Raw genomic sequence first — 23,723 nt, 5'->3', positions numbered from 1 at the left:
TATTTCTAGTACACGTCAAGGCCGCGGGCGGCGAAGACCTGGCGGACGGCGGCCGTTTGCTCCGCTGAGGGCGGCTCCGTGTCAGATAGCTGATAGTCCAGCCCGAGGCTCGCCCACTTATCGCGCCCCATCTGGTGGAAGGGCAGGACCTCGACGCGGTGGACGGATCCCCAGCGCGCGACCTGATCGGCGACGCGTTCGACGTTCTCGGGCGCGTCGGTCAGGCCCGGGACGAGCACGAAGCGGATCCACATCGCGACCGCGTTATCGTTCAGCCGGTTTCCGAATGCGATCGTCGGCGCGAGGTCGCGGCCCGTGACCGACTTATAGGTTTCGGGGATGCCCGATTTGAAGTCGAGCAGGACGAGGTCGAGGTTGTCGAGCATCTCGTCACTCGCGTTCGCTCCGAGGAAGCCGGAGGTGTCGATCGCGGTATGGATGCCGAGTTGTTTGCAGCCGGCGAGCAGGCGGGAGAGGAACGCGGGCTGCATGAGGGGCTCTCCCCCGGAGAACGTGACGCCGCCGAGCGTTGCGTTAAAGACGGGCCGGTAGCGGGTGATCCGCTCCAGCAGGTCATCGGTGCGCACCGCCTCCCCGTCGCGCATCTTCAGCGTGTCGGGGTTGTGGCAATACAGGCACCGCAGGGGGCAGCCGGCAAGGAAGACGGTGAGCCGGGTTCCGGGTCCATCGACCGCGGTGACGAGCTCCCAGGAGTGTAAGGAGCCGATCTCGCCGGCGCGTACGGCGGCGAAGTGCTCGGAACGGCTCATCGCCTCCGCGGCGTCGATACCGGCAAGTCCGGCCGAGCCGCGGAGGCGAGGGACGTCCTCGCCGGCGGGCTCGAGCCGGACTTCTCCGGTCACGCCATCGCCGGCGATGCCGCCGTGAGGATGGGTCATGTGTCCCTACATAGAACCGTGGAACGTCCGCGAGATGACGTCGAGCTGCTGCTCGCGCGTCAACCGCACGAAGTTCACGGCGTAACCGGACACGCGGATGGTGAGCTGCGGGTACTTCTCCGGGTTTTCCATCGCGTCATACAGCGTGTCCCGGTTCAGGACGTTGATGTTGACGTGGAAGCCCTCGGAGCCCATGTAGGCATCGAGCAGACCAACGAGGTTCTTCACCTGCTCGTCCTCGGTGCGGCCGAGGCCGGAGGGGACGACGGTGTTGGTCAGCGAAATGCCGTCCTGCGCCTCGGAGTACGGCAGTTTCGCGACCGACAGGGCCGAGGCCAGCATGCCGTGGGTGTCGCGGCCGTTCATCGGGTTGGCACCCGGGGCGAACGGTTCGCCGGCACGGCGCCCGTCGGGTGTGTTGCCGGTGTGCTTGCCGTAGACGACGTTCGAGGTGATCGTCAGCACCGACTGGGTGTGCACCGAGTTTCGGTAGGTCGGCAGCGCGCGGATCTTTTCCATGAAGGATCCGACCAGCTCGACGGCGATCGAGTCGACGCGATCATCGTCGTTGCCGAACTTCGGGAAGTCGCCTTCGACGAGGTAGTCGACGACGAGGCCGCGCTCGTCGCGCACCGGGGTGACGGACGCGAACTTGATGGCGGACAGGGAGTCGGCCGCGACGGACAGGCCGGCGATGCCGCAGGCCATCGTGCGCAGGATCTCCTTGTCGTGCAGCGCCATCTCGATGCGCTCGTAGGAGTACTTGTCGTGCATGTAGTGGATGCAGTTCAGCGCATCGACGTAGGTCTTGGCGAGCCAGTCGAGCAGGTGATCGAACTTGGCGCGCACATCCTCGTAGTCGAGGACGCCTTCGCCGACGGGTTCGCTCGCGGGCGCGACCTGCTTGCCGCTCGTCTCGTCCTTACCGCCGTTGATGGCGTACAGGAGGGCCTTGGCGAGGTTGACGCGCGCTCCGAAGAACTGCATCTGCTTGCCGATCGCCATCGCCGAGACACAGCACGCGATGCCGGCGTCATCGCCCCAGGAGGTGCGGATGAGCGTGTCGGACTCGTACTGGATTGCGGAGGTGTCGATCGAGACCTTGGCGCAGAACTTCTTGAAGCCTTCGGGCAGCTCGGGCGACCACAGCACGGTCAGGTTCGGCTCGGGGGCCGGACCGAGATTGTACAGGGTCTGGAGCATGCGGAAGGAGTTCTTGGTGACGAGCGTGCGGCCGTCGTTGCCGATGCCGCCGATGGACTCGGTGACCCAGGTCGGGTCGCCGGAGAACAGTTCGTCGTATTCCGGGGTGCGCAGGAAGCGGACGATCCGGAGCTTGATGACGAAGTCGTCGATGAGTTCCTGGGCGCGTTCTTCGGTGATCTCGCCGTTGGCGAGGTCGCGCTCGATGAACACGTCGAGGAAGGTCGAGGTACGGCCAAGGCTCATCGCCGCGCCGTTTTGCTCCTTGACGGCAGCGAGGTAGGCGAAGTAGAGCCACTGGATCGCTTCGTGAGCGTTCTTGGCCGGGCCGGAGATGTCGTAGCCGTAGGACGCGGCCATCTGCTTGAGTTCCTGTAGCGCGCGGATCTGCTCGGTGTTTTCCTCGCGATCGCGGATGATGTCCTCGGTGGAGCGGACCTTGTCAAGCACGCAGCGCTCGGCCTGCTTGGCCTCGATGAGGCGGTCCACGCCGTACAGGGCGACGCGGCGGTAGTCGCCGATGATGCGGCCGCGGCCGTAGGCATCGGGCAGGCCGGTGACGATGTGGGCGGAGCGGGCCTTGCGCACATCGGGCGGGTAGACGTCGAAGACGCCCTGGTTGTGGGTCTTGCGGTACTTGGTGAAGATATCGCGGACGACCGGATCGACTTCGTAGCCGTAGGTCTTCAGTGCGCCTTCAACCATGCGCCAGCCACCGTAGGGCATGATGGCGCGCTTGAGCGGAGCGTCGGTCTGCAGGCCGACGATGAGTTCCTCGTCCTTGTCGATGTAGCCGGGGGCGTGGGCGGTGATGCCGGCGGGCGTGTGTGGATCGACGTCGTAGACGCCCTTTTTACGCTCTTCCGGGAACATTTTGGAGAGCTCGTCCCAGATGTGGGTGGTGCGCTCCGTCGCGCCGGAAAGGAAATCAGCTCCACCTTCGTAGGGCGTGTAGTTGCGCTGGATGAAGTCACGAACGTCGATCGAATCGTTCCAGCGTCCCGTAGTAAAACCGCGCCAAGCTTCGGGGATGGTATCGGCGGCGGCGGTTTCGGTAGCCACGAGCGGGCCTCCTTCGGTATTCGGTTACTACCCCTCTACCGTAACGAATCGGTCACAAAAGCCAGGGGACTTTCGACCGATTCGACCGGTGTCCTCACTCACACCGTTGTCCGTAATAGTCTCCGAGAACATCGGCTCGCAGCCTTTCGAAGTCCCCGGTCGTGATGGATTTGCGGATCCGATCGACCAATGTCAGCGTGAAATGCTCGTTGTGAATCGTCGCGAGCGTCGACCCCACCATCTCTTTGGCCTTAAACAGGTGGTGAAGGTAGGCGCGCGTGTAGTTCTCACACGTGTAGCACGTGCAGGTCTCGTCGATGGGGACGAACGCCGTCCGGTTTTCGCTGCGCAGCAGATTCGTGCGGCCCGTGCGCGTGTAGACCGCCGAGGTGCGGGCGACCCGCGAGGGCGAGACGCAGTCGAACGTGTCAGCGCCGACGGCGATCGCGTTGAAAAGGTCATCGGGCTCGGAGATTCCGAGCAGGTGGCGCGGCCGGTCCTCCGGCAGTTCTTCTGTCACCCAGCGCACGATCGTCGCGAGGTTTTCTTTCTCGAGCGCACCCCCGATGCCGAAGCCCGGGAAGTGCGCGCCGTCGACCTCCATCGCCCCCAGATCGCGGGCGGCCTTGCGGCGCAGGTCCTCGTATTGGGCGCCCTGGATGACGCCGAACAGAAGCTGGCGTGGCCGATCCGGGTGGGCGGCCATGAGGCGCGTGTGCTCGCGCAGGCTGCGGATCGCCCACAACCGGGTGCGCTCGAGCGATTCGACCTGGTAGTCGTAGCTGTTGAGCAGCGTCGTGAGCTCGTCGAAGGCAAAGATGATGTCGGCACCGATGGCGTGCTGGACCTGCATCGAGACCTCGGGCGTGAAGCGGTGCTTCGTCCCGTCGCGGTGCGAGGTAAACCAGACGCCGTCATCGTCGACCTGGGCGCGCCGGCTCTTGTCCTCGGCGACGTCCGTGTCGGCGTTGGCTTTGCCCGCGAACTGGTCGGACAGGACCTTCTTAAAGCCGGAGCCGAGCGAGAGCACCTGGAAGCCGCCGGAGTCGGTATACGTCGGTCCGGGCCAGTTCATGAACCGTCCCAGTCCCCCGGCCGCCTCGACGACCTCGTGGCCCGGCTGCAGGTAGAGGTGGTAGGCGTTGGCGAGGACCGCCTGCGCTCCGAGGGAGGCAATCGTCTCGGGCAGGACCGCTTTGATCGTCGCCTGGGTCGCGACGGGAATGAACGCGGGGGTCTGAATATCGCCGTGCGGCGTGTGGATCGTGCCTGTGCGCCCGCCCGTAGCGAGCCGCTCGCCTACGGTAAAGACCTCGCTCATTGGTACTCTCCCACTCGGTAGCGCTTAAAGAGGCCGATCACCCGGTAGGTCACCGGCAGCAGGAGTGCCTCCAGGCCCACCTTGTAGGCGAACCCGACGACGATGTAGTTCACGAGATTGCCACTCGATAGGGTGCCCGCGAAGGCGATCGTGCAAAAAATAATCGTATCGGCGGCCTCACCGACCACCGTCGAGCCGAGCAGACGGGCCCACAGGTTCTTTTCGCTGCGGCCCTTCATCCAGGTCAGGACCCAGGCGTTGAGATACTGCCCGACGAGATAGCCCGCGAGCGAGGCGGCGACGATGCGCGGCACAAAACCGAGGACCGCGGCGAAAGCTTCCTGGTTCTGATAGTCCGCCGCGGGCGGCGCGATCTGGACGAGATACAGCGTGAGCGACGCGACGATCGAGACGACGAACCCGAGGATGATCGCGCGCTTGGCACGGGCAAAGCCGAAGACCTCCGCGAGCACGTCGCCGAGGATATAGGTGAGCGGAAACAGGATCGCTCCCCCATCGAAAATCAGCTGCAGGCCGCCGAGATCAAGCTGGATAAGTTTCGTCGCCGAGATATTCGACAGCAGCAAAAATCCGACGAATAGCGTGACGACGACGTCATAGCGCAGCGCGGCAGGAGGCGGGGCTACCGTGTGCTCCCGCATGTCAGTAACGCTCATGCGTCGGTTCCCACGGACGCGACGATCGCTTCCGGAGTCAGTCCGAAATCCTCGATCAGCTGGGCGCGTGAGGCCGTCGTGTGGAAGTCCTTCGGGATGCCGAAGCAGGCGACCTGCGTCGCGCTGCCGCGCCGCGCGAGCTCATCGCGCAGGCTGTCGCCGATGCCACCGTCGACGAGACCGTCTTCAATATGCACAACGAGGTCGGCCGCGCTCGCGAGATCGATGAGGGTTGGCGAATGTGGCAGGACCCAGCGCGGGTCGACGACAGTGACGTGCTCGCCGCGCCCGGCCAGCGTCTTACCGACGGCGACCGCGGTCGGCGCAAACGGACCAAGGCCCACGACGAGGACGCGGCGGGCGCCCTCCTCGCCCTGCGCTTCCGACAGCACGTCGACGCGATCATAGCCTTCGCCGATCGAGCGCTGCGCCGGCAGCGCCTCGGGCAGCGAGCCCTTCGGGTAGCGCACGAGCGTCGGCCCGCCGTCTTCGTCGAGCGCCTCGTGGAACTGGGCGACAAGCTCATCGCCATCGCGCGGCACGGCGACCCGGATGCCCGGTACCGTACGCATGAGCGCGAGATCCCACATGCCGTTGTGCGAGGCGCCGTCATCGCCCGTGATGCCCGCGCGGTCGAGCATGAACGTCACCGGCGCCTTGTGCAGCGCCACGTCCAGGAGCAGCTGGTCATAGGCGCGGTTGAGGAACGTCGCGTAGACGGCAAAGACCGGGTGCATGCCACCAAACGCGAGGCCCGCGGCGGACGTCACGGCATGCTGCTCGGCGATGCCGACGTCAAAGACACGGTCGGGGAATTCCTCGCGCATCGGCGCAAGGCCCACGGGGTGCAGCATCGCCGCGGTGATCCCGACGACGTCGGCGCGTTTGCGCGCGACCTTCACCATCTCTTCAGCGAAAACCGACGTCCAGCCGAAGCGCGACGGCGCGACCGGCAGGCCGGTTTCGGGGTGGATAACGCCGACGGCGTGGAAGCGGTCGGCGACGTGGTTTTCCGCATGGCGGTAGCCGCGCCCCTTTTCCGTGATGACGTGCACGAGGACCGGACCGCCGAACGCCTTGGCGCGCGTGAGCGCGAACTCGACCGCGATCGGATCGTGTCCGTCAACCGGGCCGATGTACTTGATGCCGAGGTTTTCGAAAAAGCCCTGCGGCGCGATGACGTCCTTGACGCCCTTTTTCAACCCGTGCAGCGCGTCATAGGCCATGTTACCGGGAGTGCCGCCCTTCTTCAGCGTGCGCTTGCCCCAGTCGAGGAACTTTTCGTACCCGCGCGCCGTGCGCAGCGCGTCGAGGTGATGGGCGAGGCCACCGATCGTCGGCTCATAGGACCGGCCATTGTCGTTGATGACGACGATAAGGCGCGTGTCGTCCTCGTCGGCGATTGTATTGAGCGCCTCCCAGGACATGCCGCCGGTCAACGCGCCATCGCCGATGACGGCGACGACGCTGCGATCGGTCAGGCCCTTGATGCGGTTGGCGCGGGCGATCCCCTCGGCCCACGACAGCGCCGTCGAGGCGTGCGAGTTTTCGACGATGTCGTGAATGGATTCGCTACGCGCCGGGTAGCCGGAGATCCCGCCGCGCTTGCGCAGCGCCGAAAAATCGGTGCGGCCCGTCAAAATTTTGTGCACATAGGACTGGTGGCCGGTGTCGAATACGAGCCGGTCCTTCGGCGAGTCAAACACCCGGTGCAGGGCGATCGAAAGCTCCACGACGCCGAGGTTCGGCCCCAGGTGTCCGCCGGTCTTGGAGACCGCATCGACGAGGAATTCGCGAATCTCTTCCGATAGTGCGCGCAGTTCGGAAGGCGTCATCCTGCGTAGGACGTCGATTGACGTCAACCGGGATAGTTGGCTCATTTCTCTCCTCGCACGCGCGGCATACTTCGACCTCCCACTCTATGACGATTTGGGAAGCGCTGCGCCATACAATGGGAGCTATGACGACCACCACGATGCCGTATGGCGCCTGGCCCTCGATTCTTTCGCTTGAAGCCCTCACCGCGTCAAAGACGACGCTCGGCGATCCGCTCCTAACCGAGACCGGATTGGTGACGACGAAAACCGGCAGCGACGGAATCACGCGACTCGCCGTTGAGCGCGATGGCCACCTGATCGAAATCCCCTTGCACGACGAGACCGGAAAAGAAATCTCGATCGGCTCGCGCGTGCACGAATACGGCGGTCCCGCCCTCGCGATCGAAGGGAGCGACGTCATCGTCTCTAACCGCGACGACGGCCGCCTCTACCGCGCGCCGCTCGCCGCCGAGCCCGGCGCGTCGGCGAGCCCCATCACGCCCGATGATGGCTGGCGCTACTGCGACATCAGCGCCGTCGACGGCCACGTCATCGCCGTCGCCGAAATCTACGACAACTCGCGCGCCGATGGCTACCCGCGTCACGCCATCGTCGATATCGACTGCGCCGACCTCGAGCGCACCGTGCTGTACGACGGCGCCGACTTCATCGCCGGGGTGCGCCTTTCCCCCTCCCGCGAGCGCATCACCTGGTTCGAATGGGAGCTCGGCCAGATGCCGTGGGATGACACCCGCATCATGCTCGGCGAACGCTTCGAGACGAGCATCAAGGAGATCACGCGCATCGATTCCGGCACGTCTGCGGCGGTGTTCCCGATGTTCGTGACCGACGATGACCTCCTGTTCATTGACGACCTTTCCGGCTGGTGGAATATCTACCGCGCCGAGCTCGGGCCCCAGGTTCGGCTGCGCACCGTGCACCCGGCCGAGGCCGAATTCGCCGATCCCGCGTGGGTGATGCAAAGCCCCTATACCGTCCTCGATGAGGAGCACGTCCTCGTCAAGTGGAGGGCCGACGGCCAGGGACATATCGGCTCGCTCGCGTGGCGCACCGGCGAGCTCGAGGAATGGCTCATCGGCTACGACCCGCTCGGCACGCCCGCCTGCCTCGACGACCGCGTCGCGATCCTCGCCGGCTCTGCCACCCAGTCCCCCGTCGTCCTCAACATCGACCTGCCGCACGCCCGCACGCGCGTCGTCGCGACCTCCGAAAAAGACGCACTGCCCGAAGAGTGGATCTCGCTGCCCGAGCCGATCAGCTGGGAAACGCCCGAGGTCGATGGCCTGCCCGCGCACGAGGCCTACGGCTACTTCTATTCCCCGCACCACCCCGAGGTCACGGCTCCGGAAGGCGAGAAGCCCCCACTCATCGTCATGGTCCATGGCGGGCCGACCTCCTCGACGTGGCCCGTGCTGCGCGATGGCATCCAGTTTTGGACCACGCGCGGCTTCGCCGTCCTCGACGTCGACTACGCGGGCTCCAGCGGCTACGGCCGCGCCTACCGCGACCTACTCGTCGGCCAGTGGGGCGTCATCGACAATGCCGATATCGCCGCCGGCGTGCGCTTCCTCGCTGACTCCGGCCTCATCGATCAGAACCGCGCGGTTATCCGCGGCGGCTCCGCGGGCGGCTACGCCGTGCTGCGTGCCCTGTCGACTTCCGACGTGTTCGCCGCCGGGACCTCCCTGTACGGCGTCGCCGACCTCGAGCTGCTCGCCAAGGAGACGCACATATTCGAGGCGCGCTACCTCGATGGCCTCATCGGCGCCTACCCCGAGGACCGCGACACCTACCGCGACCGCTCCCCGATCCACCACCTCGACGCGATCACCGCGCCCGTCCTGCTGCTGCAGGGCGAGGACGACAAGGTCGTACCGCCCAGCCAGGCAACGGTCATCCACGATGCCCTGCACGCGGCCGGCCAGCGCGTCGCGCTGCGGATGTACCCGGGCGAGGCGCACGGCTTCCGCACCGCCGATGTGAAGAAGGACGCGGCCGCGACCGAGCTCGCGTTCTACGGCGACGTCCTCGGGTTTAAGCCGCACGGGATCGAAGCCGCCGTGCCCTGGAGCTAGGCGCGCATGTCGGCACCGATCACTCCACCGTCTCCGCCGGTTCGGCGGATTCGATCGCTGCTGACCCATCACCGCAGTGCCTTCGCGGCGCTGTGCGCCCTCGTCGGGATCTGCGTGGGCCTTTCGGCCGTCGCGTTCCAGCACCTCATCGCGCTGGTCTCGTATCTCATGACGGACTTTCGCGACTATGGCGCCACCGGCGGCGCGTCCCACGGCGCCTACGGTTGGCATCCGGCGTTCGTCATCGCCGTTCCCGTGATCTCCGGCCTCATCTGCGGGATCGCCGTCAACCGCTATTCGCCGTTCGCGCGGCATCATCGCGGGCCTCGCCGGCGTCGCCTTCTCCCGCTCGATCTACGTCATCGACGACCTCATGACGCTCGCCTACCGCGGCCCCGACTGGGCGCGCCCCGCAATCGGCGGCGCGCTCGTCGGCCTCGCGACCGGCGTCTCGACCTTCCTCACGCGCTACACGATCTACACGACGAAACTCGTGCGCCGCGGCGATGTGCTCGATGACCCTGTGGAAAAGACCCTCATCGGGCGTGTGCGCGCCGAGGGTCTCATGGGCCGCGAGCCCGCCATCATCGGCGAGACCCTGTCCATCAAGGACGCGGCCACCGTCGTCCGCGAATCCGGCACCACCGTTGTGCCCGTCGTCGCGACCGACGGCACCTTCCTCGGCACGCTCAGCGCCCTCGCCGTCGCCACCGCAAGCGAACAGGGCATCGACACGTCCCAGCCCGTCACGAGCCTGCAGCTCGGCGACGAACACGTCCGCCGCAGCGAATTCGCCTCCGTCGTCCTGCGCACCCTTCTCGAGGCGGGCGTCGAGGGCATCGCCGTGACCGATGACGACGGCAAACTCATCGGCTGGGTCGCTCAACGCGACCTCGTGCGCCGCATCTACCGCCAGCAGCGCCGTGCCCTCGAACAGGCCGAATCCGAGTCCTCCTGGGGCTCCCGCATGAACGCGCGCATCGCGGAGTTTCGGCGGCATCGCGACTCTCTTGAGGCGCACGACGAGGGGCGGCTCTAGAGTAGGAAGATGGCACGCCTCATCATCGCCGGCGCGTCCGGCTTCCTCGGAACTGCCCTTACCGCGCTGGCGCATGAGCGCGGCTGGGACGTCACCCATCTCGTGCGGCGCGCCCCACGCTCCGCGCGCGAGATCCTGTGGGACCCCGCAGCGGGCAAGCTCCACGCCCCACAGCTCGCGGGCGCGGACGCCATCGTGTGCCTGTCCGGCGCGGGCATCGCGGACCGCCCCTGGACGCCGGGCCGCCAGCGCGAGATCATCGCCTCGCGCATTGAGACCGTTACGCTCCTCGCCGACGCGATCGCGCAGCTTCCCGAGGCCGACCGCCCGCGGGTGTTCGCCTCGGCATCGGCCGTCGGGTTTTACGGCTCGCGCGGCAACCAGATCCTCACCGAAGACTCCCCGGCCGGTCACGGCTGGCTCGCCGAGGTCTGCCGGGCGTGGGAGGCCGCGGCTCTCCCTGTCGCCGATCTGGGCGTGCGCACCCTGCAGCTGCGCACCGGCCACCTCATGGACCGCGCCGACGGTCTGCTCGGCGTCCTCCTGCCTCTCTACCGCTACCGCCTCGGCGCAAAGCTCGGTGACGGCCACCAGTACTTCCCGTCGATCTGGATCAAGGACCATGCCGCGGCGACGCTGTTCGCCCTGGAGCATGATTCGCTGTCCGGCCCGCTTAACGTCGTCGGCCCCGAACCGGTTCCCTTCGAGGTCTGGCACGAAACGCTCCAGGATCTGCTCGGGCGCAGCTCCCCGCTGCCGCTGCCGACGGCCGCGCTGCGGGCCATGGGCGCGATGGGCGAAGAGCTCCTGCTCGCCAGCCAGCGCGTCGTACCTGAGAAGCTGACGGACGCGGGCTTCGTTTTCGAGGCGCCGACCGTGCGCGATATTCTCGCCGCCGCGATTGCAGGTCCCTACGCGACGTAGAACAGGCGCGCGGCTCAATGTCGGTGGTTGCTGCTTGACTTGAGGCATGTCCACAGCACCGGAGCTTCCGCCGATCGCAGGTCCCGCAGGTGACCTCGATCTGAAGCTGCGCCTGGTGCACGACAGCTCGGTGTAGTCCACCGAAGTGCTCATGGAGCTAACGCGAGATTTCGGCCAGCTGGAGGCCCTCGAGCATGCCTCATCCGAGGCCTCGTCGCCCCACTGAAGGACCTCACCACGTCGATGTGGCTCGCGGTCGACTCCGTCCTCGCCAAGCGGCTCGAGCATCTCATGCCCAGCCAGGCGGCGCGGGAAGTCAAGAAGCTCCTCATCGAACTAGCCCCGATGAAGCCGACGCGCAGCACGAGAAGACGGCGGCGTCCCGCGGCGTTTCACGGCCCCAGATCCGCGCCCACGGGATGGCGAGGATCGTGTGCCAGCTCCCCGCCGAGCAGGCGATCGCGCTCGATCGCGCAGAGCATCGCGGACAGCGACACGACCGAGACCGCCGCTGATGCCAGCCGCCTTGAGGTGCCCTGGCTCGACGTTTACGGGCCGATCAGCCCGGCCGTCGCGATCCTGCTGGCCGCCGGAGGCACGTGGCGACGCCTCGTCACCGACACCCTCACCGGCGAGGTCCTCGATATCGGCCGCACCCGGTACCGGCCGCCGGCGGCAATCGCCGATGCCGTCCGAATCAGGGACCGCTTCTGCCGCGGCCCCGGGTGCACGAGGACTCGCAACCTCGAACTCGATCACATCAAGCCCTGGGCCGTCGGCGGCACCACCTCGGTCGCGAACCTCCACCTGTTGTGCAAACGCTGCCACCGCCTCAAGACCACCGAGGCCGCGCGCCTGAGCGCGATCCACGCCGACGGCAGCCGCACCTGGGATATCGGCGGAATCTCCCGGCACGAACCGGTTCGCACGCCGCGCCGCCGACGCTTCCTCGCCCGCCCCAAGGACCCGCCCGATGACGGCGAGCCACCGTTTTAACGAACATGCCAATTGGCCCGGACCGTCGCCGATCCGGGCCACCTGAAAAGTAACGCTCCTACTTCGCGAGCGAACGCAGCACGTACTGCAGGATGCCGCCGTTACGGAAGTATTCCCGCTCTCCGGGCGTATCGATACGCACGCGCGCGTCGAACTCGACGGTGGAGCCGTCTTCCTTCGTCGCCGTCACTTTGACCGTCTTCGGCGTGACGCGGTCGTTCAGTTCGGTGATGCCAGCGATATCGAAGATCTCCGTGCCATCGAGGCCGAGCGAATCCGCGTTCTCGCCATCGGGGAACTGCAGCGGCAGCACACCCATGCCGATGAGGTTGGAACGGTGGATGCGCTCGAAGGACTCGGTGATGACCGCCTTGACACCGAGCAGCGCGGTGCCCTTGGCAGCCCAGTCACGCGAAGAGCCGGAACCGTATTCCTTGCCACCGAGGATCACCAGCGGAATGTCGGCCTCCTGGTAGGCCTGCGACGCGTCGAAGATCGTGTCCTGCTCACCGGAAAGGAAGTTCTTCGTGTAGCCGCCCTCGACACCATCGAGCAGCTGGTTACGCAGCCGAATGTTGGCGAAGGTACCGCGGATCATGACCTCGTGGTTGCCACGACGCGAGCCATAGGAGTTGAAGTCCCGACGCTCCACGCCGTTGTCCTTCAGGTACTTACCCGCAGGCGAGTCGAACTTGATCGCGCCGGCCGGCGAGATGTGGTCCGTCGTGACCGAATCGCCAAGCTTCGCGAGCACGCGAGCCCCCGCGATGTCCTCCACGGGCGTGAGCTCCATCGTCATGCCCTCGAAGTACGGGGGCTTGCGCACGTACGTGGAGTCGGCATCCCAGGCGAAGGTGTCGCCCTCGGGCGTCTGCAGCGAACGCCAGCGCTCATCACCGGCGAAAACGTCGGCATAGTCATCTTCGAACATCTCCTGCGTGATCGAAGAATCCATGACCTCCCGCACCTCATCGGGCGAGGGCCAGATGTCACGCAGGTAGACGTCGTTGCCGTCCTTGTCCTTGCCGAGGGCTTCGGTCTCAAAGTCGAAGTCCATCGTGCCGGCCAGGCCGTAGGCGATGACGAGCGGCGGGGACGCCAGGTAGTTCATCTTGACGTCGGGGTTGATGCGGCCCTCGAAGTTGCGGTTGCCGGACAGCACCGAGACGACCGCGAGGTCGTTGTCGTTGATGACCTGGGAGACCTCTTCGGGCAGCGGGCCCGAGTTACCGATGCACGTGGTGCAGCCGTAGCCGACGAGGTGGTAGCCGAGCGCCTCGAGCGCGGGCCAAAGCCCAGCCTTCTCGTAGTAGTGCGTGACGACCTTCGAGCCGGGCGCCATCGACGTCTTCACCCAGGGCTTCACCTTAAGGCCCCGCTCGACCGCATTGCGGGCGAGCAGCGCGGCGGCGAGCATGACCGATGGGTTCGACGTGTTCGTACAGGATGTGATCGAGGAGATCACGACGGCGCCGTGGTCGAGTTCGGTCTCGGTTCCGTCGGCCATCGTCAGCGGCACGCGCTTGTGCGCGCGCTTCGTCGCCGTCGGGGTTTCGGTCGCGACCTCGGCGGAATCCTCCGAGACGTTCGGAGTGATCGGGTCGGAAGCCGGGAAGGTCTCTTCGATGGCCTCGTCGAGGTCCGTGCCCTCGTCGGCGGCCGCGTAGTTCGACAGCACAGCGGCGAAGGACTCCTTCGCCTCGCTCAGCTGAATGCGATCCTGCGGGCGCTTCGGGCCGGCGATCGACGGGACGACGCTCGACAGGTCGAGCTCGAGGTATTCGGAGTAGGCGGCCTCGCGCGACGGATCGTGCCACAGGCCCTGCTCCTTGGCGTACGACTCGATGAGCTTGACCTGCTCCTCGGAGCGGCCGGTCAGGCGGAAGTAGTCGACGGTGACGTCATCGATCGGGAAGATCGCGGCAGTCGAACCGAATTCCGGGCTCATGTTGCCGATCGTGGCGCGGTTAGCCAGCGGCACCGCTGAGACGCCCTCGCCGTAGAACTCGACGAACTTCCCGACGACGCCGTGCTCGCGCAGCATCTGCGTGATCGTGAGGACGACGTCGGTCGCGGTTGCGCCCGTCGGGATCTCGCCGGTGAGTTTGAAGCCGACGACGCGCGGGATGAGCATCGAGACGGGCTGGCCGAGCATGGCCGCCTCGGCCTCGATACCGCCGACGCCCCAGCCAAGGACGCCGAGGCCGTTGACCATCGTCGTGTGCGAGTCGGTGCCGACGCAGGTGTCGGGGTAGGCGCGCAGCGTGCCGTCGACCTCACGCGTCATGACGCCGCGGGCGAGGTATTCGATGTTGACCTGGTGGACGATGCCGGTGCCCGGCGGGACGACCTTGAAGTCATCGAACGCACCCTGGCCCCAGCGCAGGAACTGGTAGCGCTCCTCGTTGCGGCCGTATTCGAGCTCGACGTTGCGTTCGAACGCGTCCTCGCGACCGAAGACGTCGATGACGACCGAGTGGTCGATCACGAGTTCGGCGGGCGCCAGCGGGTTGATCTTGTCGGGGCTGCCGCCGAGGTCGGCGACGGCCTCCCGCATCGTGGCGAGGTCGACGACGCACGGCACGCCGGTGAAGTCCTGCATGACGACGCGGGCGGGCGTGAATTGGATTTCCGTATCGGGCTCCGCGCTCGGATCCCAGTTGGCCAGCGCCTTGATGTGGTCGGCCGTGACGTTGGCACCGTCTTCGGTGCGCAGCAGGTTCTCCGCGAGGATCTTCAAACTGTAGGGAAGCTTCTCGATGCCCTCAACGGCGTCGAGCCGGAGAATTTCACAGGAATTGCCATCGACGTCGAGCGTGGCGCGGGAGTTAAATGAATCCACCTGGGTCTCCTTTGCGGTCCTGATTTGCCGGGCAGTTCTCACCGAATCGACAAAACTCTCTCGACATCAAGATACTTTATCGACGCGGCGTCGTCCAACCGATACTCCACTACCGTTCTAACACTGCGGCGCACGCCGCGTGTCAGTTCAGCGTGAGTAATGCCGTCGTCTCGAGGTGGTGGGTGTGTTCGAACAGGTCGAAGGGCTCGACCCACTCGAGGCGATAACCGTGACGCATAAAGACGGCGATATCGCGCGCGAGCGCTGCCGGGTCGCACGAGATCATGACGACCGCCGTGGGCTCGGCTTCGGCGAGGATCCGGCAGACCTTCGCCCCGGCGCCGCTGCGCGGCGGATCGAGCACGACGGCATCGATGGGCCGCTCGACGACGAGGGCGGACACGGAGCGCGGATCGATCGATGCGGCGCGGACCTCGACCCAACGCGGCACGTTGCGCTTCGCATCGGCGACGGCGGCCTTATCGCCCTCGACGGTGATGAGGGCGCCGCGCGAGCCGATCGCGTCGGCGATGGGGGCGGAGAAGAGGCCGACGCCGGAAAACAGCTCGAGCACGTTGATACCGGTCGGGTCGCCTACCTCGCCCAGGGCGTCAACAACCTGGTTCGCGAGCAGCGTGGGTGCCGCGCGATGGGCCTGCCAGAATCGGTCGGTCGTGAGGCGGTAGGAATATGTCCGATCCCCCACGCGCACCTCTTCGGTAATCCGCTGTTCCGCGCCCGCGGGGCACACGTGGACATCCCCGCGCGAGGTCGCCACATGGCGAAGCTCGGTGCCACCCGGCGCCATCATGTCGCGCAGATCGGCCAGTTCGGGCACTGCGAGCGGCATGTCGTCGATCGCGACGAGCTCGTTGGAGTGGAACTTGCGCATCGCGGGACGACCCGTGTCGTCGGTGATCGTGCGTAGTCGGGTGCGGCTGCCTTCACCCGGGCGGTACGCGGAGCGGATGGGGCGTCGCACCTCGGTTGCCGCCTCGGCGACGTCCGCTCCCCCAATGCGGCGCAGCGTGTGCGTGAGGACGGCCTCTTTGAACTCGTGCTGGCCCTCGATACTCAGGTGCCCGAGCTCCGCGCCGCCGATATCGTGGCGCTGCGCGGCCGGCCAGACGTGCTCGGTGCGGTGCGGGCTCGGCTCGACGACCTCGATCGCGTCGGCAAACGCCCGAGTCGCGAGCTCTTCGGTGATGCGCACGCGCACAGTTTCCCCAGGCGCGGTATGCCGAACGAAGACGACTTTGCCGCTTTCGACTCGGCCAACGCAGGTGCCGCCATGTGCGACGCCCGTGATCTCAACGAGGGGGTTCATGAGTTCCTTCCTGCCCGGTTTCATCCAGGAGGTATGGCACCGAGGACACGACGATTCCCGGCGTCGAGAGCAGCCGGGATTTCAGGCGTAGCGCGGTGTTGTTATGCAGCAGGTGTCCGCTGAAATTCTTGACGACGAATTCGGGCAGGAAGACGACGATGAGGTCGCGCGGCGACTGGCGACGGATCGAGCGCACGTAGTCGATCACGGGACGCGAGATATCACGATTCGGCGAATCGACCATCGTGAGGTCGATCGGGAGCTCGGCGTCCTCCCAGGCCTTGCGTAGCTTCGCGCTCGCATCCTTATTCGCGGCGACGTGCACGGCCTGCAGTGTCGCCGGGCGGGTCGCGCGGGCATAGGAGATCGCTTGCAGCGCGGGCCGGTTCAGCGCCGAGACGAGCACGATCGCGTGGACTCGCGAGGGCAGCGCGCGGGCCGTGGCCACGTCGGGCACCGCCAGCTGCTCGGCGACGTGGGCGTAGTGAGAGCCGATGCGCGTCATGATGAGGTAGGCCGCGCCGATGAGTACGAGCGTGAGCCACGCGCCGGAGAAGAACTTCGTGATCAGGGTGACCGCGAGGACGAGCGCGGTGAGGACGAAGGCGATCGCGGCGATGACGCGGCGCCGCTTGAGCAGTCGGCGTTCACTCGCTGACGTCGAGATCGACAGAGCGCGGGTGAAGTGACGAACCATCGCGAACTGCGAGAGCGAAAACGACAGGAACGCGCCGACGATATACAGCTGGATGAGGCGCGTGACCTCGGCGCCGAAGACGACGATGAGGGCGATCGAGACGACCGCGAGGACGACGATGCCGCGGGAGAAGACCATCCGGTCGCCGCGCGTATAGAGCTGACGCGGCAGGTAGCTGTCGCGCGCGACGATCGCGCCAAGGACGGGCAGCGCGTTGATCGCGGAGTTGGCGGCGACGACCAGCACGATCGCGGTCGCGGCGACCACGATGATCACGAGCGGGCTCGCGAAGTCGAAGATCGCCGCGGCGAGCTGTGCGATGACGGGATCCTGATTCGCGGAGCTCTCGGGGAGCATCCGCACTCCCGTGAGGCGCGCGAGGAGAATGACGGCCAAGAGCAGCACCGCGGTGATCGCCGCGATGACGACGAGCGTGACACGCGCATTACGCCGCTGCGGTTCGCTGAAGGTATGGACGCGAGTGCTCACGTTCGCCACGGATGTCAGGGCGGCGCAGCCGGACGAGAACACACGCAGAACGAGCATGGCGCCAGCAAACCCCATCAGGCCGGCATCGAGGGTCGATGATCCCGTGAGCTCGAGGCCCGCGCTTGCCGCCGGCGGGAGCGTGCCGAGGGCATAGCGCACTGCACCCACCACCGTCAGCAGCCCGATCGAGGCGAGGTATAGGTAGACGGGAATGGCCAGCACCCGGCCCGATTCGCGCGAGTGGCGCAGGTTCACGAGGGCCAGCGCGATGACGGTCAAGATCGCAATCGGCAGCCTGTAGTCGGCCAGCGCGGGGATAGGGGCAGCGAGATAGTGTGCGGCGGCCGCCACTGATACGGCCACGGTGAGAGCGAAGTCGATGAGCATCGCCGATGCGACGGTGAGCCCAGCGCGCCGTCCCAGGTTCTTCGTCGCGACCTCATAGTCGCCGCCGCCCGTCGGGTAGGCATCGATGTTCTGCCGATACGCCGCCACGACCACCGCCATGACAAGGACGACCGCGAGACCGACCCACGGCGAGATGGCGATCGCGCCGATACCCGCGAGCGCGAGCGTTAAGAGGATTTCGTCCGGCGCATACGCCACGGCCGAGACCATGGTGGGGGCGAAGACGGGCAGCGCCCAGCGTTTCGAGCGCCGCGTCTCGCGCGACCGGTCGGCCGCCAGGGGCTTGCCGAGGAGGAAACGCTGGAGAGCGCTGGGATGAACGGACACGCTTTTCATGCTAGAGCCGATGCCCGCAACATTGGTAACTGTCGCGCAAGGGAGTAGCGTGAGGTGTTGTGCACTTCGTAATCATGGGATGCGGTCGCGTCGGCGCCATGCTCGCGACCTACCTCGACTCGGCAGGCCACTCCGTGGCCGTTATTGACGTGAATTCCGACGCGTTTCGGCGCCTAGAATCCGACTTTTCCGGACAGCGCGTCACCGGGGTCGGCTTCGACCGCGACGCACTGCGCCAGGCCGGAATCGAAGACGCCTACGCGTTTGCCGCCGTCTCCAGCGGCGATAACTCCAATATCATCGCCGCGCGCGTCGCACGCGAGGTCTTCGGCGTCGAACACGTCGTCGCCCGAATCTACGATCCAAAACGCGCCGAAGTCTTCCAGCGCCTCGGGATCACGACCGTCGCGACCGTGTTGTGGACGACGGACCAGATCGTGCGCCGCATGCTCCCCATGGGAGGCGCGACCGAGTTCATCGATGCCTCCGGCCGGATCGCGCTCACGGCCCTGCCCGCGCCGCTGGAGTGGATCGGTGAGCCGCTTACCGAACTCGTCGATCAGACCGGCGCCCGCGTCGCCTTCATTACGCGTCTTGGCAAAGGCCTGATGCCCTCCTCCGACACGGTGATCCAAGAGCAAGACCTGCTGCACTGCGTCGCCGAAAAGGACGAGGTGCCCGTCATCGAACGCCGCATCGGCAAGGGCCCGCAAAGGAGTCGGTCATGAATATTCTCATCGCTGGCGCCGGCTCGGTCGGGCGATCGATCGCTCGAGAATTGCTCGGCCGCGGCCACGAGATCACACTCGTGGACAAGAACCCCTCGGCGATGCGTATCGCCTCGGTCGCCGACGCCGAATGGCTCCTCGCCGACGCCTGCGAGCCGACGGCGCTGCAGCAGGCGAATGCCGATGAGGCCGATGTCGTCGTCGCGGCGAGCGGCGATGACAAGGTCAATCTCGTCGTCTCGCTGCTCGCGAAGACCGAATTCGGGGTGCCGCGCATCGTCGCGCGCGTCAATAACCCGAAGAACGAGTGGATGTTCGACGACGCGTGGGGCGTTGACGTGCGGGTCTCCACGCCTCGCATCATGACGGCGCTCGTCGAAGAGGCCGTGTCCGTCGGCGAACTCGTCCACCTCTTCACGTTCCACTCCTCCGGAGCGGCGATGTACGAGCTGACGCTCCCGGCCACGAGCCCGGTGATCGGATCTCGGGTCGAGACCCTCAACCTCCCGGTGGCGGTACAACTCGCGACGATCATCCGCGCCGCGCAGCCGATCACGCCGCAGCCCGATGACACGCTCGAGGCGGGCGATGAGCTGCTGTTTATTGTGGCGGCTGATCTGACGACGGAGCTATCTCAGCTGCAGGAGCTGCTGGCTCCGGAGCCGACTGATCTGGATCCTTCCGACGAAGAGCCAACCAGCTGATAAAGATCACGACCGCGAACAGCGGGATGCCCATGAGCAGGCGCGCGGTGCCCAGCGCCGCAACGTTGCCCGACGTATACAGCGGCCACTGGACGCCAAGCCGCAACGCGAACATGGCGGCCCACAGCAGCGTAATGGCGTAATAGCGCGGCATCCGCGGGCTCGTGCGCCAGTTGTTCTCGCCTCGGATGAGGCCGTCGGCGAGCCCGATGAGCGGGTAGCGCACGAGCATCGAAATGAGCATGATCGCGGCGTATACCGCGTTAATTGCGAGGCCGGGCGCGAAATAGCCTTCCGCGCTGCCCGAATAGGCCGCCCACATCGCGCAGATCGCGACACCGAGGAACCCACCGAGCGCCTGGGTGATCGGCGTGCGCGCGAGAAGGCGCGCCAAGAGCGCGATCGTGGCGGCGAGCAGGGCAAGGCCGGAGGCGAGCAGCAGCCGGTGCGTCGGCAGGTAAACACCCAGAAAAACGATGACGGGCAGGACGGATTCGACGACGCCGCGCACCCCACCGATCGCCTCGGCCAGATCGAATTCTTCGGCGGCGAGCTGCTTCATCCCGCTTTTGCGTTCGGTGGGCTGTTCCGGCGTCGTCATGACGACTCCTCCTTGGCAATCAGCAGCCGATATTCCGGATCGAACATGAGGTTGCCATCCGGGCTGGATGCCACCGTGCCGGTCGCCATGAGATAGCGACCCGGCTCGATCCCGGCGATCGCGCGCCGGCCATGGAAGACGAGTCCGATGCTGCCGGTATCGTCCGACAGTTGCGCGCGCAGTTCGGGATGCCGCGTGCTCGGACGGTATGTCACCGCCGTGATCCGGCCCGCGACGCGGGCACGCATCCGAGGATTCAGCTGGGACATCGGCAGAGCCGCCGATGCGATCGTGGTCGACATTGCGTTAGCGGATCTCCTGGATTTCTGGTCCGCGGCCGGGCATCGCGAGGTTCGGGTTGGCATCATCGGCCACCGCCGATCCCGGGATCGTCACAGGGATGACGCGCTTCGGAGGCAGCGGTTCGCTGCCGCGGTCAACGACGACGTCACGCAGCACCTTTTCGAGCGCGACAGCGGCGCTCGGGTCATGCGCAGCCGGGCCGATGAACATCGCCTGCAGCATCCAGCGCGGGCCGTCGATCCCAACGAAACGCAGATGGCGGGTCCCCGTGCCCGCAGGCGTCTGAATGGGCAGATGCAAGACGATTTCGCTGCCAAACGGACCGTGCTGGCGTACGACCCCGGCGTTTTGGGCCTCGCCGGTCTCGGCGCGCTCTTCGAGCAGCTCGCTCCAGATGCCGCGCGACGTCGGCGCCGCAAATACCTGCAGCTGCATGACGGAATCGTCCATCCCGACCGCGACAGCGAGCGGCGCCCGGGTGGCGGCGTCGAGCTCGATACGCACGTTCATTTTCATGCGCGGCGGCACCTTGAGCACGCCCAGGTCGAGGCGATCATCAAGGTCGTCGAGCTGCGAGATATCGAACGGGCCGGTAAGCTCCTCGGCAACGCTGTCAACCTGCTCTTCTTCGAGCGGCGCCATGTCCTCGGCTGCGTCGGCCTTCTTACGCCTAAACCATGCCATTAGTTGGTGTCCTTTCCAGCGATGCCCGTCGACCCAAATCCGCCGGCGGCACGCTCCGAGTCACTGAGGCGGTCCGCGGCTGTAAACCGTGGGAGAGCCACCTCTTGGATAACGAGCTGCGCGATCCGATCCCCCACGCCGATGTGGGCGGTGGCGTGGGGATCGGTGTTGTGCACGATGACCTTGACTTCACCGCGGTAGCCCGAATCGATCGTTCCGGGCGCGTTTAAGACCGTAAGGCCCTGCTTCGCGGCGAGACCCGAGCGCGGGTGCACGAAGGCGGCATATCCGCGCGGCACCTCAATCGCGATGCCGGTTCCGACAAGAGCCCGCTCGCCCGGAGCGATTTCGCATTCTTCGACGCTCATCAGGTCGGCGCCGGCGTCATCATAGTGCGCACGGTGCGGCAGGCGTGCGTCGGGATGCAGAAGTTGTACTGAGATAGTCAAATCGCTCACGGGCCTAACGGTATCGCGGTTTGTGGCGCCTTCCCAATGTGTCACAGTAGAAGGGTGACCTCGACGCGCTACTCTTCTCGCCTCTACCCCACCGTGGCCACGACCATAGTCGTCGTGCTCCTGGCCGCCTCGTTTGGGTTACTGTTCATTCCGGTCTCCCATGCCCTCGCGATCATCGTGGCCGTCATCGGTGGCGCGGTCGGCCTCGCACTGTTGCTCGGCTCGAGCCCGAAAGTCAGCGTGAGCGACGGCGAACTGTGTGCCGGTGGCGCCCACATCCCAGTCCAGTTCTTAAAAGACGCGAAGATCCTCGATGTGGCCGCGCTGCGGCATGCCATGGGTCCGGGGGCTGACACCCGCGCGTGGGTCGTGCACCGGCCGTGGGCACGCAGCGCGGTCAAGGTCAGTGTCGACGATCCGCGCGATCCGACGCCGTACTGGCTGGTATGCGTAAAGGACCCGCACCAGTTGGTGCAGGCCCTTCAAACACACGAAGTAACGGGCGCTTAACCCAGGCATTCCTCACAGATCATCACGCCGCCCTCGTTGGAAGCCAGCTGCGAGATGTGGTGGACGAGGAAGCACTGCATGCAGGTGAATTCGTCAGACTGCGGGGGCAGCACGCGAACCGAGAGCTCCTCATTGGAAAGATCCGCACCGGGCAGTTCGAATCCTTCGGCGGCTTCGGTTTCGTCTTCATCTACCGACGCGGAGTTAGCTTCACCACGCCGCGCCTTGAGTTCTTCCAGCGACGACTCATTAAGTTCATCGTCGTTCTTACGTGGTGCGTCGTAATCGGTGGCCATCGGGCGTCACGCTCCGCTTAGGTTGAGGGTGGCTGTCAGTTACATCGTCATGATGCATACCAGAGGATTCTTACCATAAAACCGGCCACGATGCCCATACCAGGACTGATGGCCTAGTGAGGTTTCGCTCACGGCTAGGTCCAGATACGTGAACCCGCGCGCCAAACGGCGTGCCTCGGCAAGGGTTAAGAAACTACCATGTAGTGTTCAGGCGTAAGAGCGGGAGGTTTGATGACCAAGCTGAACTTTGTGTCACTCCAGGCGGATGGCACCCATCTTGTCCTTAGCGACGACGCAGGAACGACCTACCACCTGCCGATCACGCCCGAATTGCGCCAGGCCGTGCGTCGGCCGATGCAGTCACCGAAGCCGAACCCGGCTCCTTCGGATGGCACGCTGCGGCCGCGCGAGATCCAAGAGATGCTGCGCGCCGGGGTGTCCGTCAGCGATATCGCTGCCGAGGGCAAGGTGAGCGAGGACTATGTCCAGCGCTTCGAGGGCCCGATCATCGCCGAACGTGAATGGGCGATCCAGGTCGCGCGCGAGTGCACCGTCGGCCATGAACTTGGTGCCCCCACGCTCGGGGAGATTGTTGTCGATCGTCTCGCGGAGCGCGGCGTCGATACCGATTCGCTTTCCTGGAATGCGTTCCGCGAATCACGCGAACCGTGGAATGTGACCGTCGAGTTCGACGCGGGCGGCAAGACCCGCACGGCCCGTTGGCGCCTCGATATGGCAAGCCGCTCGGTGCGTGCGCTAGAAGATGAGGCCCGCTGGCTATCCGAGACCGATTCGTCGTCGCCGCGCGCGCGTCGCCATGTCCGCTCCTTTGAACCCGACGAGCCGCCGGCGCCCAGCCCCGAAGAGACCGAGGAACCCGCGGGCGCGACCGAATCGCTCCTTGATCACTTGGCGAAGAATCGGGGCCGCCGCCCCGAGCCGTCACCGTTCGGCGACGTCGATGAGCTCTCCGATCCGCTCTTTGGTGCGGGCGACGATATTCCGGCCGCGCACCCCTCCCGTCCCGAGGAAGCGCACGACGCGGTCGTGCTGTCCTTCCCGGAGCGCGAGGTTTCGGAGCCGAGAGAAGATGAGCTCAATATCGAGGTCGAGCGGGCGCCGAAGCAGGAGAAGCCCAAGCGCTCGAAGAAATCGGGTCGCCGCTCGGTCCCGAGCTGGGATGAGATCGTCTTTGGCGGGAAGTCCGACGACTAGATGTAGTTCCTTGGGACGTTGCGAACGGTCGAGATGAGATGAAGACCTCCGGCAGGATGTGGGTTACCACACTCGCATCCAGTCACCGGAG

The 23,723-nt window shown here is 66.0% G+C and carries 21 protein-coding genes; 8 read left to right on the top strand and 13 right to left on the bottom strand.

Features of this window, described 5'->3' with window-relative positions; genetic code table 11:
- Positions 1 to 5: 5 nt before the first annotated feature.
- The 5 genes from pflA to dxs form a co-directional block, all read right to left on the bottom strand.
- Positions 6 to 899 (bottom strand): pyruvate formate-lyase-activating protein, encoded by an 894-nt coding sequence (gene pflA, locus BSZ39_RS01590; protein ID WP_073715652.1) that lies wholly within the window; start codon positions 897 to 899, stop codon positions 6 to 8.
- 6 nt (positions 900 to 905) lie between these two features.
- A complete protein-coding gene (gene pflB, locus BSZ39_RS01585) occupies positions 906 to 3,164 on the bottom strand; it encodes a formate C-acetyltransferase (RefSeq protein WP_073715651.1) in 2,259 nt (752 codons plus the stop codon).
- A gap of 94 nt (positions 3,165 to 3,258) precedes the next feature.
- Positions 3,259 to 4,485, bottom strand: a complete 1,227-nt coding sequence (gene tgt / locus BSZ39_RS01580; protein WP_073715650.1) for a tRNA guanosine(34) transglycosylase Tgt — start codon at positions 4,483 to 4,485, stop codon at positions 3,259 to 3,261.
- Positions 4,482 to 5,162 carry a queuosine precursor transporter gene (locus BSZ39_RS01575; RefSeq protein WP_245792396.1) on the bottom strand — a complete coding sequence of 227 codons (681 nt, stop codon included), beginning with the start codon at positions 5,160 to 5,162 and terminating at the stop codon, positions 4,482 to 4,484. The genes tgt and BSZ39_RS01575 overlap by 4 nt, the downstream gene beginning before the upstream one ends.
- Positions 5,159 to 7,042, bottom strand: a complete 1,884-nt coding sequence (dxs, locus tag BSZ39_RS01570) for a 1-deoxy-D-xylulose-5-phosphate synthase (RefSeq protein ID WP_073715648.1) — start codon at positions 7,040 to 7,042, stop codon at positions 5,159 to 5,161. The genes BSZ39_RS01575 and dxs overlap by 4 nt, the downstream gene beginning before the upstream one ends.
- An 80-nt stretch (positions 7,043 to 7,122) precedes the next feature.
- Here dxs and BSZ39_RS01565 point away from each other — a divergent pair, with 80 nt between their 5' ends.
- The 4 genes from BSZ39_RS01565 to BSZ39_RS01550 all read left to right on the top strand — a co-directional run bounded on the left by BSZ39_RS01565 (position 7,123) and on the right by BSZ39_RS01550 (position 12,034).
- Entirely contained in the window at positions 7,123 to 9,075 is a 1,953-nt protein-coding gene (locus tag BSZ39_RS01565) for an alpha/beta hydrolase family protein (RefSeq protein ID WP_073715647.1), read from the top strand.
- A 373-nt stretch (positions 9,076 to 9,448) separates the two neighbouring features.
- Positions 9,449 to 10,114 (top strand): CBS domain-containing protein, encoded by a 666-nt coding sequence (locus BSZ39_RS01560; protein WP_073715646.1) that lies wholly within the window; start codon positions 9,449 to 9,451, stop codon positions 10,112 to 10,114.
- Positions 10,115 to 10,123: 9 nt separating this feature from the next.
- On the top strand, positions 10,124 to 11,038 hold the full coding sequence (locus BSZ39_RS01555; RefSeq protein WP_073715645.1) for a TIGR01777 family oxidoreductase: 915 nt from the start codon (positions 10,124 to 10,126) through the stop codon (positions 11,036 to 11,038).
- A 243-nt stretch (positions 11,039 to 11,281) separates the two neighbouring features.
- Positions 11,282 to 12,034 (top strand): HNH endonuclease, encoded by a 753-nt coding sequence (locus tag BSZ39_RS01550; protein WP_073715644.1) that lies wholly within the window; start codon positions 11,282 to 11,284, stop codon positions 12,032 to 12,034.
- 58 nt (positions 12,035 to 12,092) lie between these two features.
- Here BSZ39_RS01550 and acnA read toward each other — a convergent pair whose 3' ends face one another.
- The 3 genes from acnA to BSZ39_RS01535 form a co-directional block, all read right to left on the bottom strand.
- A complete protein-coding gene (gene acnA, locus BSZ39_RS01545; RefSeq protein WP_281247107.1) occupies positions 12,093 to 14,876 on the bottom strand; it encodes an aconitate hydratase AcnA in 2,784 nt (927 codons plus the stop codon).
- Positions 14,877 to 15,018: 142 nt separating this feature from the next.
- A complete protein-coding gene (locus BSZ39_RS01540; RefSeq protein ID WP_158025063.1) occupies positions 15,019 to 16,203 on the bottom strand; it encodes a class I SAM-dependent RNA methyltransferase in 1,185 nt (394 codons plus the stop codon).
- Positions 16,187 to 18,124: an APC family permease gene (locus BSZ39_RS01535; protein ID WP_222842833.1), complete on the bottom strand. Its 1,938-nt coding sequence runs from the start codon at positions 18,122 to 18,124 to the stop codon at positions 16,187 to 16,189. Before BSZ39_RS01535 ends, BSZ39_RS01540 begins: the two co-directional genes overlap by 17 nt.
- A 68-nt stretch (positions 18,125 to 18,192) precedes the next feature.
- Here BSZ39_RS01535 and BSZ39_RS01530 point away from each other — a divergent pair, with 68 nt between their 5' ends.
- Both BSZ39_RS01530 and BSZ39_RS01525 read left to right on the top strand, forming a co-directional pair.
- Complete coding sequence (locus BSZ39_RS01530) at positions 18,193 to 18,861, top strand: potassium channel family protein (protein WP_073715641.1); 669 nt, start codon at positions 18,193 to 18,195, stop codon at positions 18,859 to 18,861.
- The gene (locus BSZ39_RS01525) at positions 18,858 to 19,565 is read left to right on the top strand and encodes a potassium channel family protein (protein ID WP_073715640.1); all 708 of its coding nucleotides are present in this window, start codon (positions 18,858 to 18,860) and stop codon (positions 19,563 to 19,565) included. The genes BSZ39_RS01530 and BSZ39_RS01525 overlap by 4 nt, the downstream gene beginning before the upstream one ends.
- Here the strand turns inward: BSZ39_RS01525 and BSZ39_RS01520 are convergent.
- From BSZ39_RS01520 to dut, 4 genes are read right to left on the bottom strand one after another with little or no spacing between them, the layout of a single operon-like run.
- On the bottom strand, positions 19,462 to 20,166 hold the full coding sequence (locus BSZ39_RS01520; protein ID WP_083602847.1) for a DUF3159 domain-containing protein: 705 nt from the start codon (positions 20,164 to 20,166) through the stop codon (positions 19,462 to 19,464). The two genes, BSZ39_RS01525 and BSZ39_RS01520, sit on opposite strands and share 104 nt — an antisense overlap.
- Positions 20,163 to 20,468 carry an OB-fold nucleic acid binding domain-containing protein gene (locus BSZ39_RS01515; RefSeq protein WP_083602846.1) on the bottom strand — a complete coding sequence of 102 codons (306 nt, stop codon included), beginning with the start codon at positions 20,466 to 20,468 and terminating at the stop codon, positions 20,163 to 20,165. The genes BSZ39_RS01520 and BSZ39_RS01515 overlap by 4 nt, the downstream gene beginning before the upstream one ends.
- A gap of 4 nt (positions 20,469 to 20,472) precedes the next feature.
- Positions 20,473 to 21,153, bottom strand: a complete 681-nt coding sequence (locus tag BSZ39_RS01510; RefSeq protein ID WP_073715638.1) for a DUF3710 domain-containing protein — start codon at positions 21,151 to 21,153, stop codon at positions 20,473 to 20,475.
- On the bottom strand, positions 21,153 to 21,611 hold the full coding sequence (gene dut / locus BSZ39_RS01505; protein WP_073715637.1) for a dUTP diphosphatase: 459 nt from the start codon (positions 21,609 to 21,611) through the stop codon (positions 21,153 to 21,155). The genes BSZ39_RS01510 and dut overlap by 1 nt, the downstream gene beginning before the upstream one ends.
- A gap of 36 nt (positions 21,612 to 21,647) precedes the next feature.
- On the opposite strand from dut, the gene BSZ39_RS01500 reads away from it, so the two are divergent.
- Positions 21,648 to 22,121: a DUF3093 domain-containing protein gene (locus tag BSZ39_RS01500; RefSeq protein WP_073715636.1), complete on the top strand. Its 474-nt coding sequence runs from the start codon at positions 21,648 to 21,650 to the stop codon at positions 22,119 to 22,121.
- Here the strand turns inward: BSZ39_RS01500 and BSZ39_RS01495 are convergent.
- The gene (locus BSZ39_RS01495; RefSeq protein WP_073715635.1) at positions 22,118 to 22,417 is read right to left on the bottom strand and encodes a DUF4193 domain-containing protein; all 300 of its coding nucleotides are present in this window, start codon (positions 22,415 to 22,417) and stop codon (positions 22,118 to 22,120) included. The two genes, BSZ39_RS01500 and BSZ39_RS01495, sit on opposite strands and share 4 nt — an antisense overlap.
- Positions 22,418 to 22,648: 231 nt before the next feature.
- On the opposite strand from BSZ39_RS01495, the gene sepH reads away from it, so the two are divergent.
- On the top strand, positions 22,649 to 23,632 hold the full coding sequence (sepH, locus tag BSZ39_RS01490; RefSeq protein WP_073715634.1) for a septation protein SepH: 984 nt from the start codon (positions 22,649 to 22,651) through the stop codon (positions 23,630 to 23,632).
- Positions 23,633 to 23,723 lie beyond the last annotated feature (91 nt).

Origin of the sequence: Bowdeniella nasicola (genome assembly GCF_001907295.1) — a bacterium.
In the GTDB taxonomy this organism is placed as follows: Bacteria; Actinomycetota; Actinomycetes; order Actinomycetales; family Actinomycetaceae; genus Bowdeniella; species Bowdeniella nasicola.
This window is presented reverse-complemented; position numbering and strand designations above follow the sequence as displayed.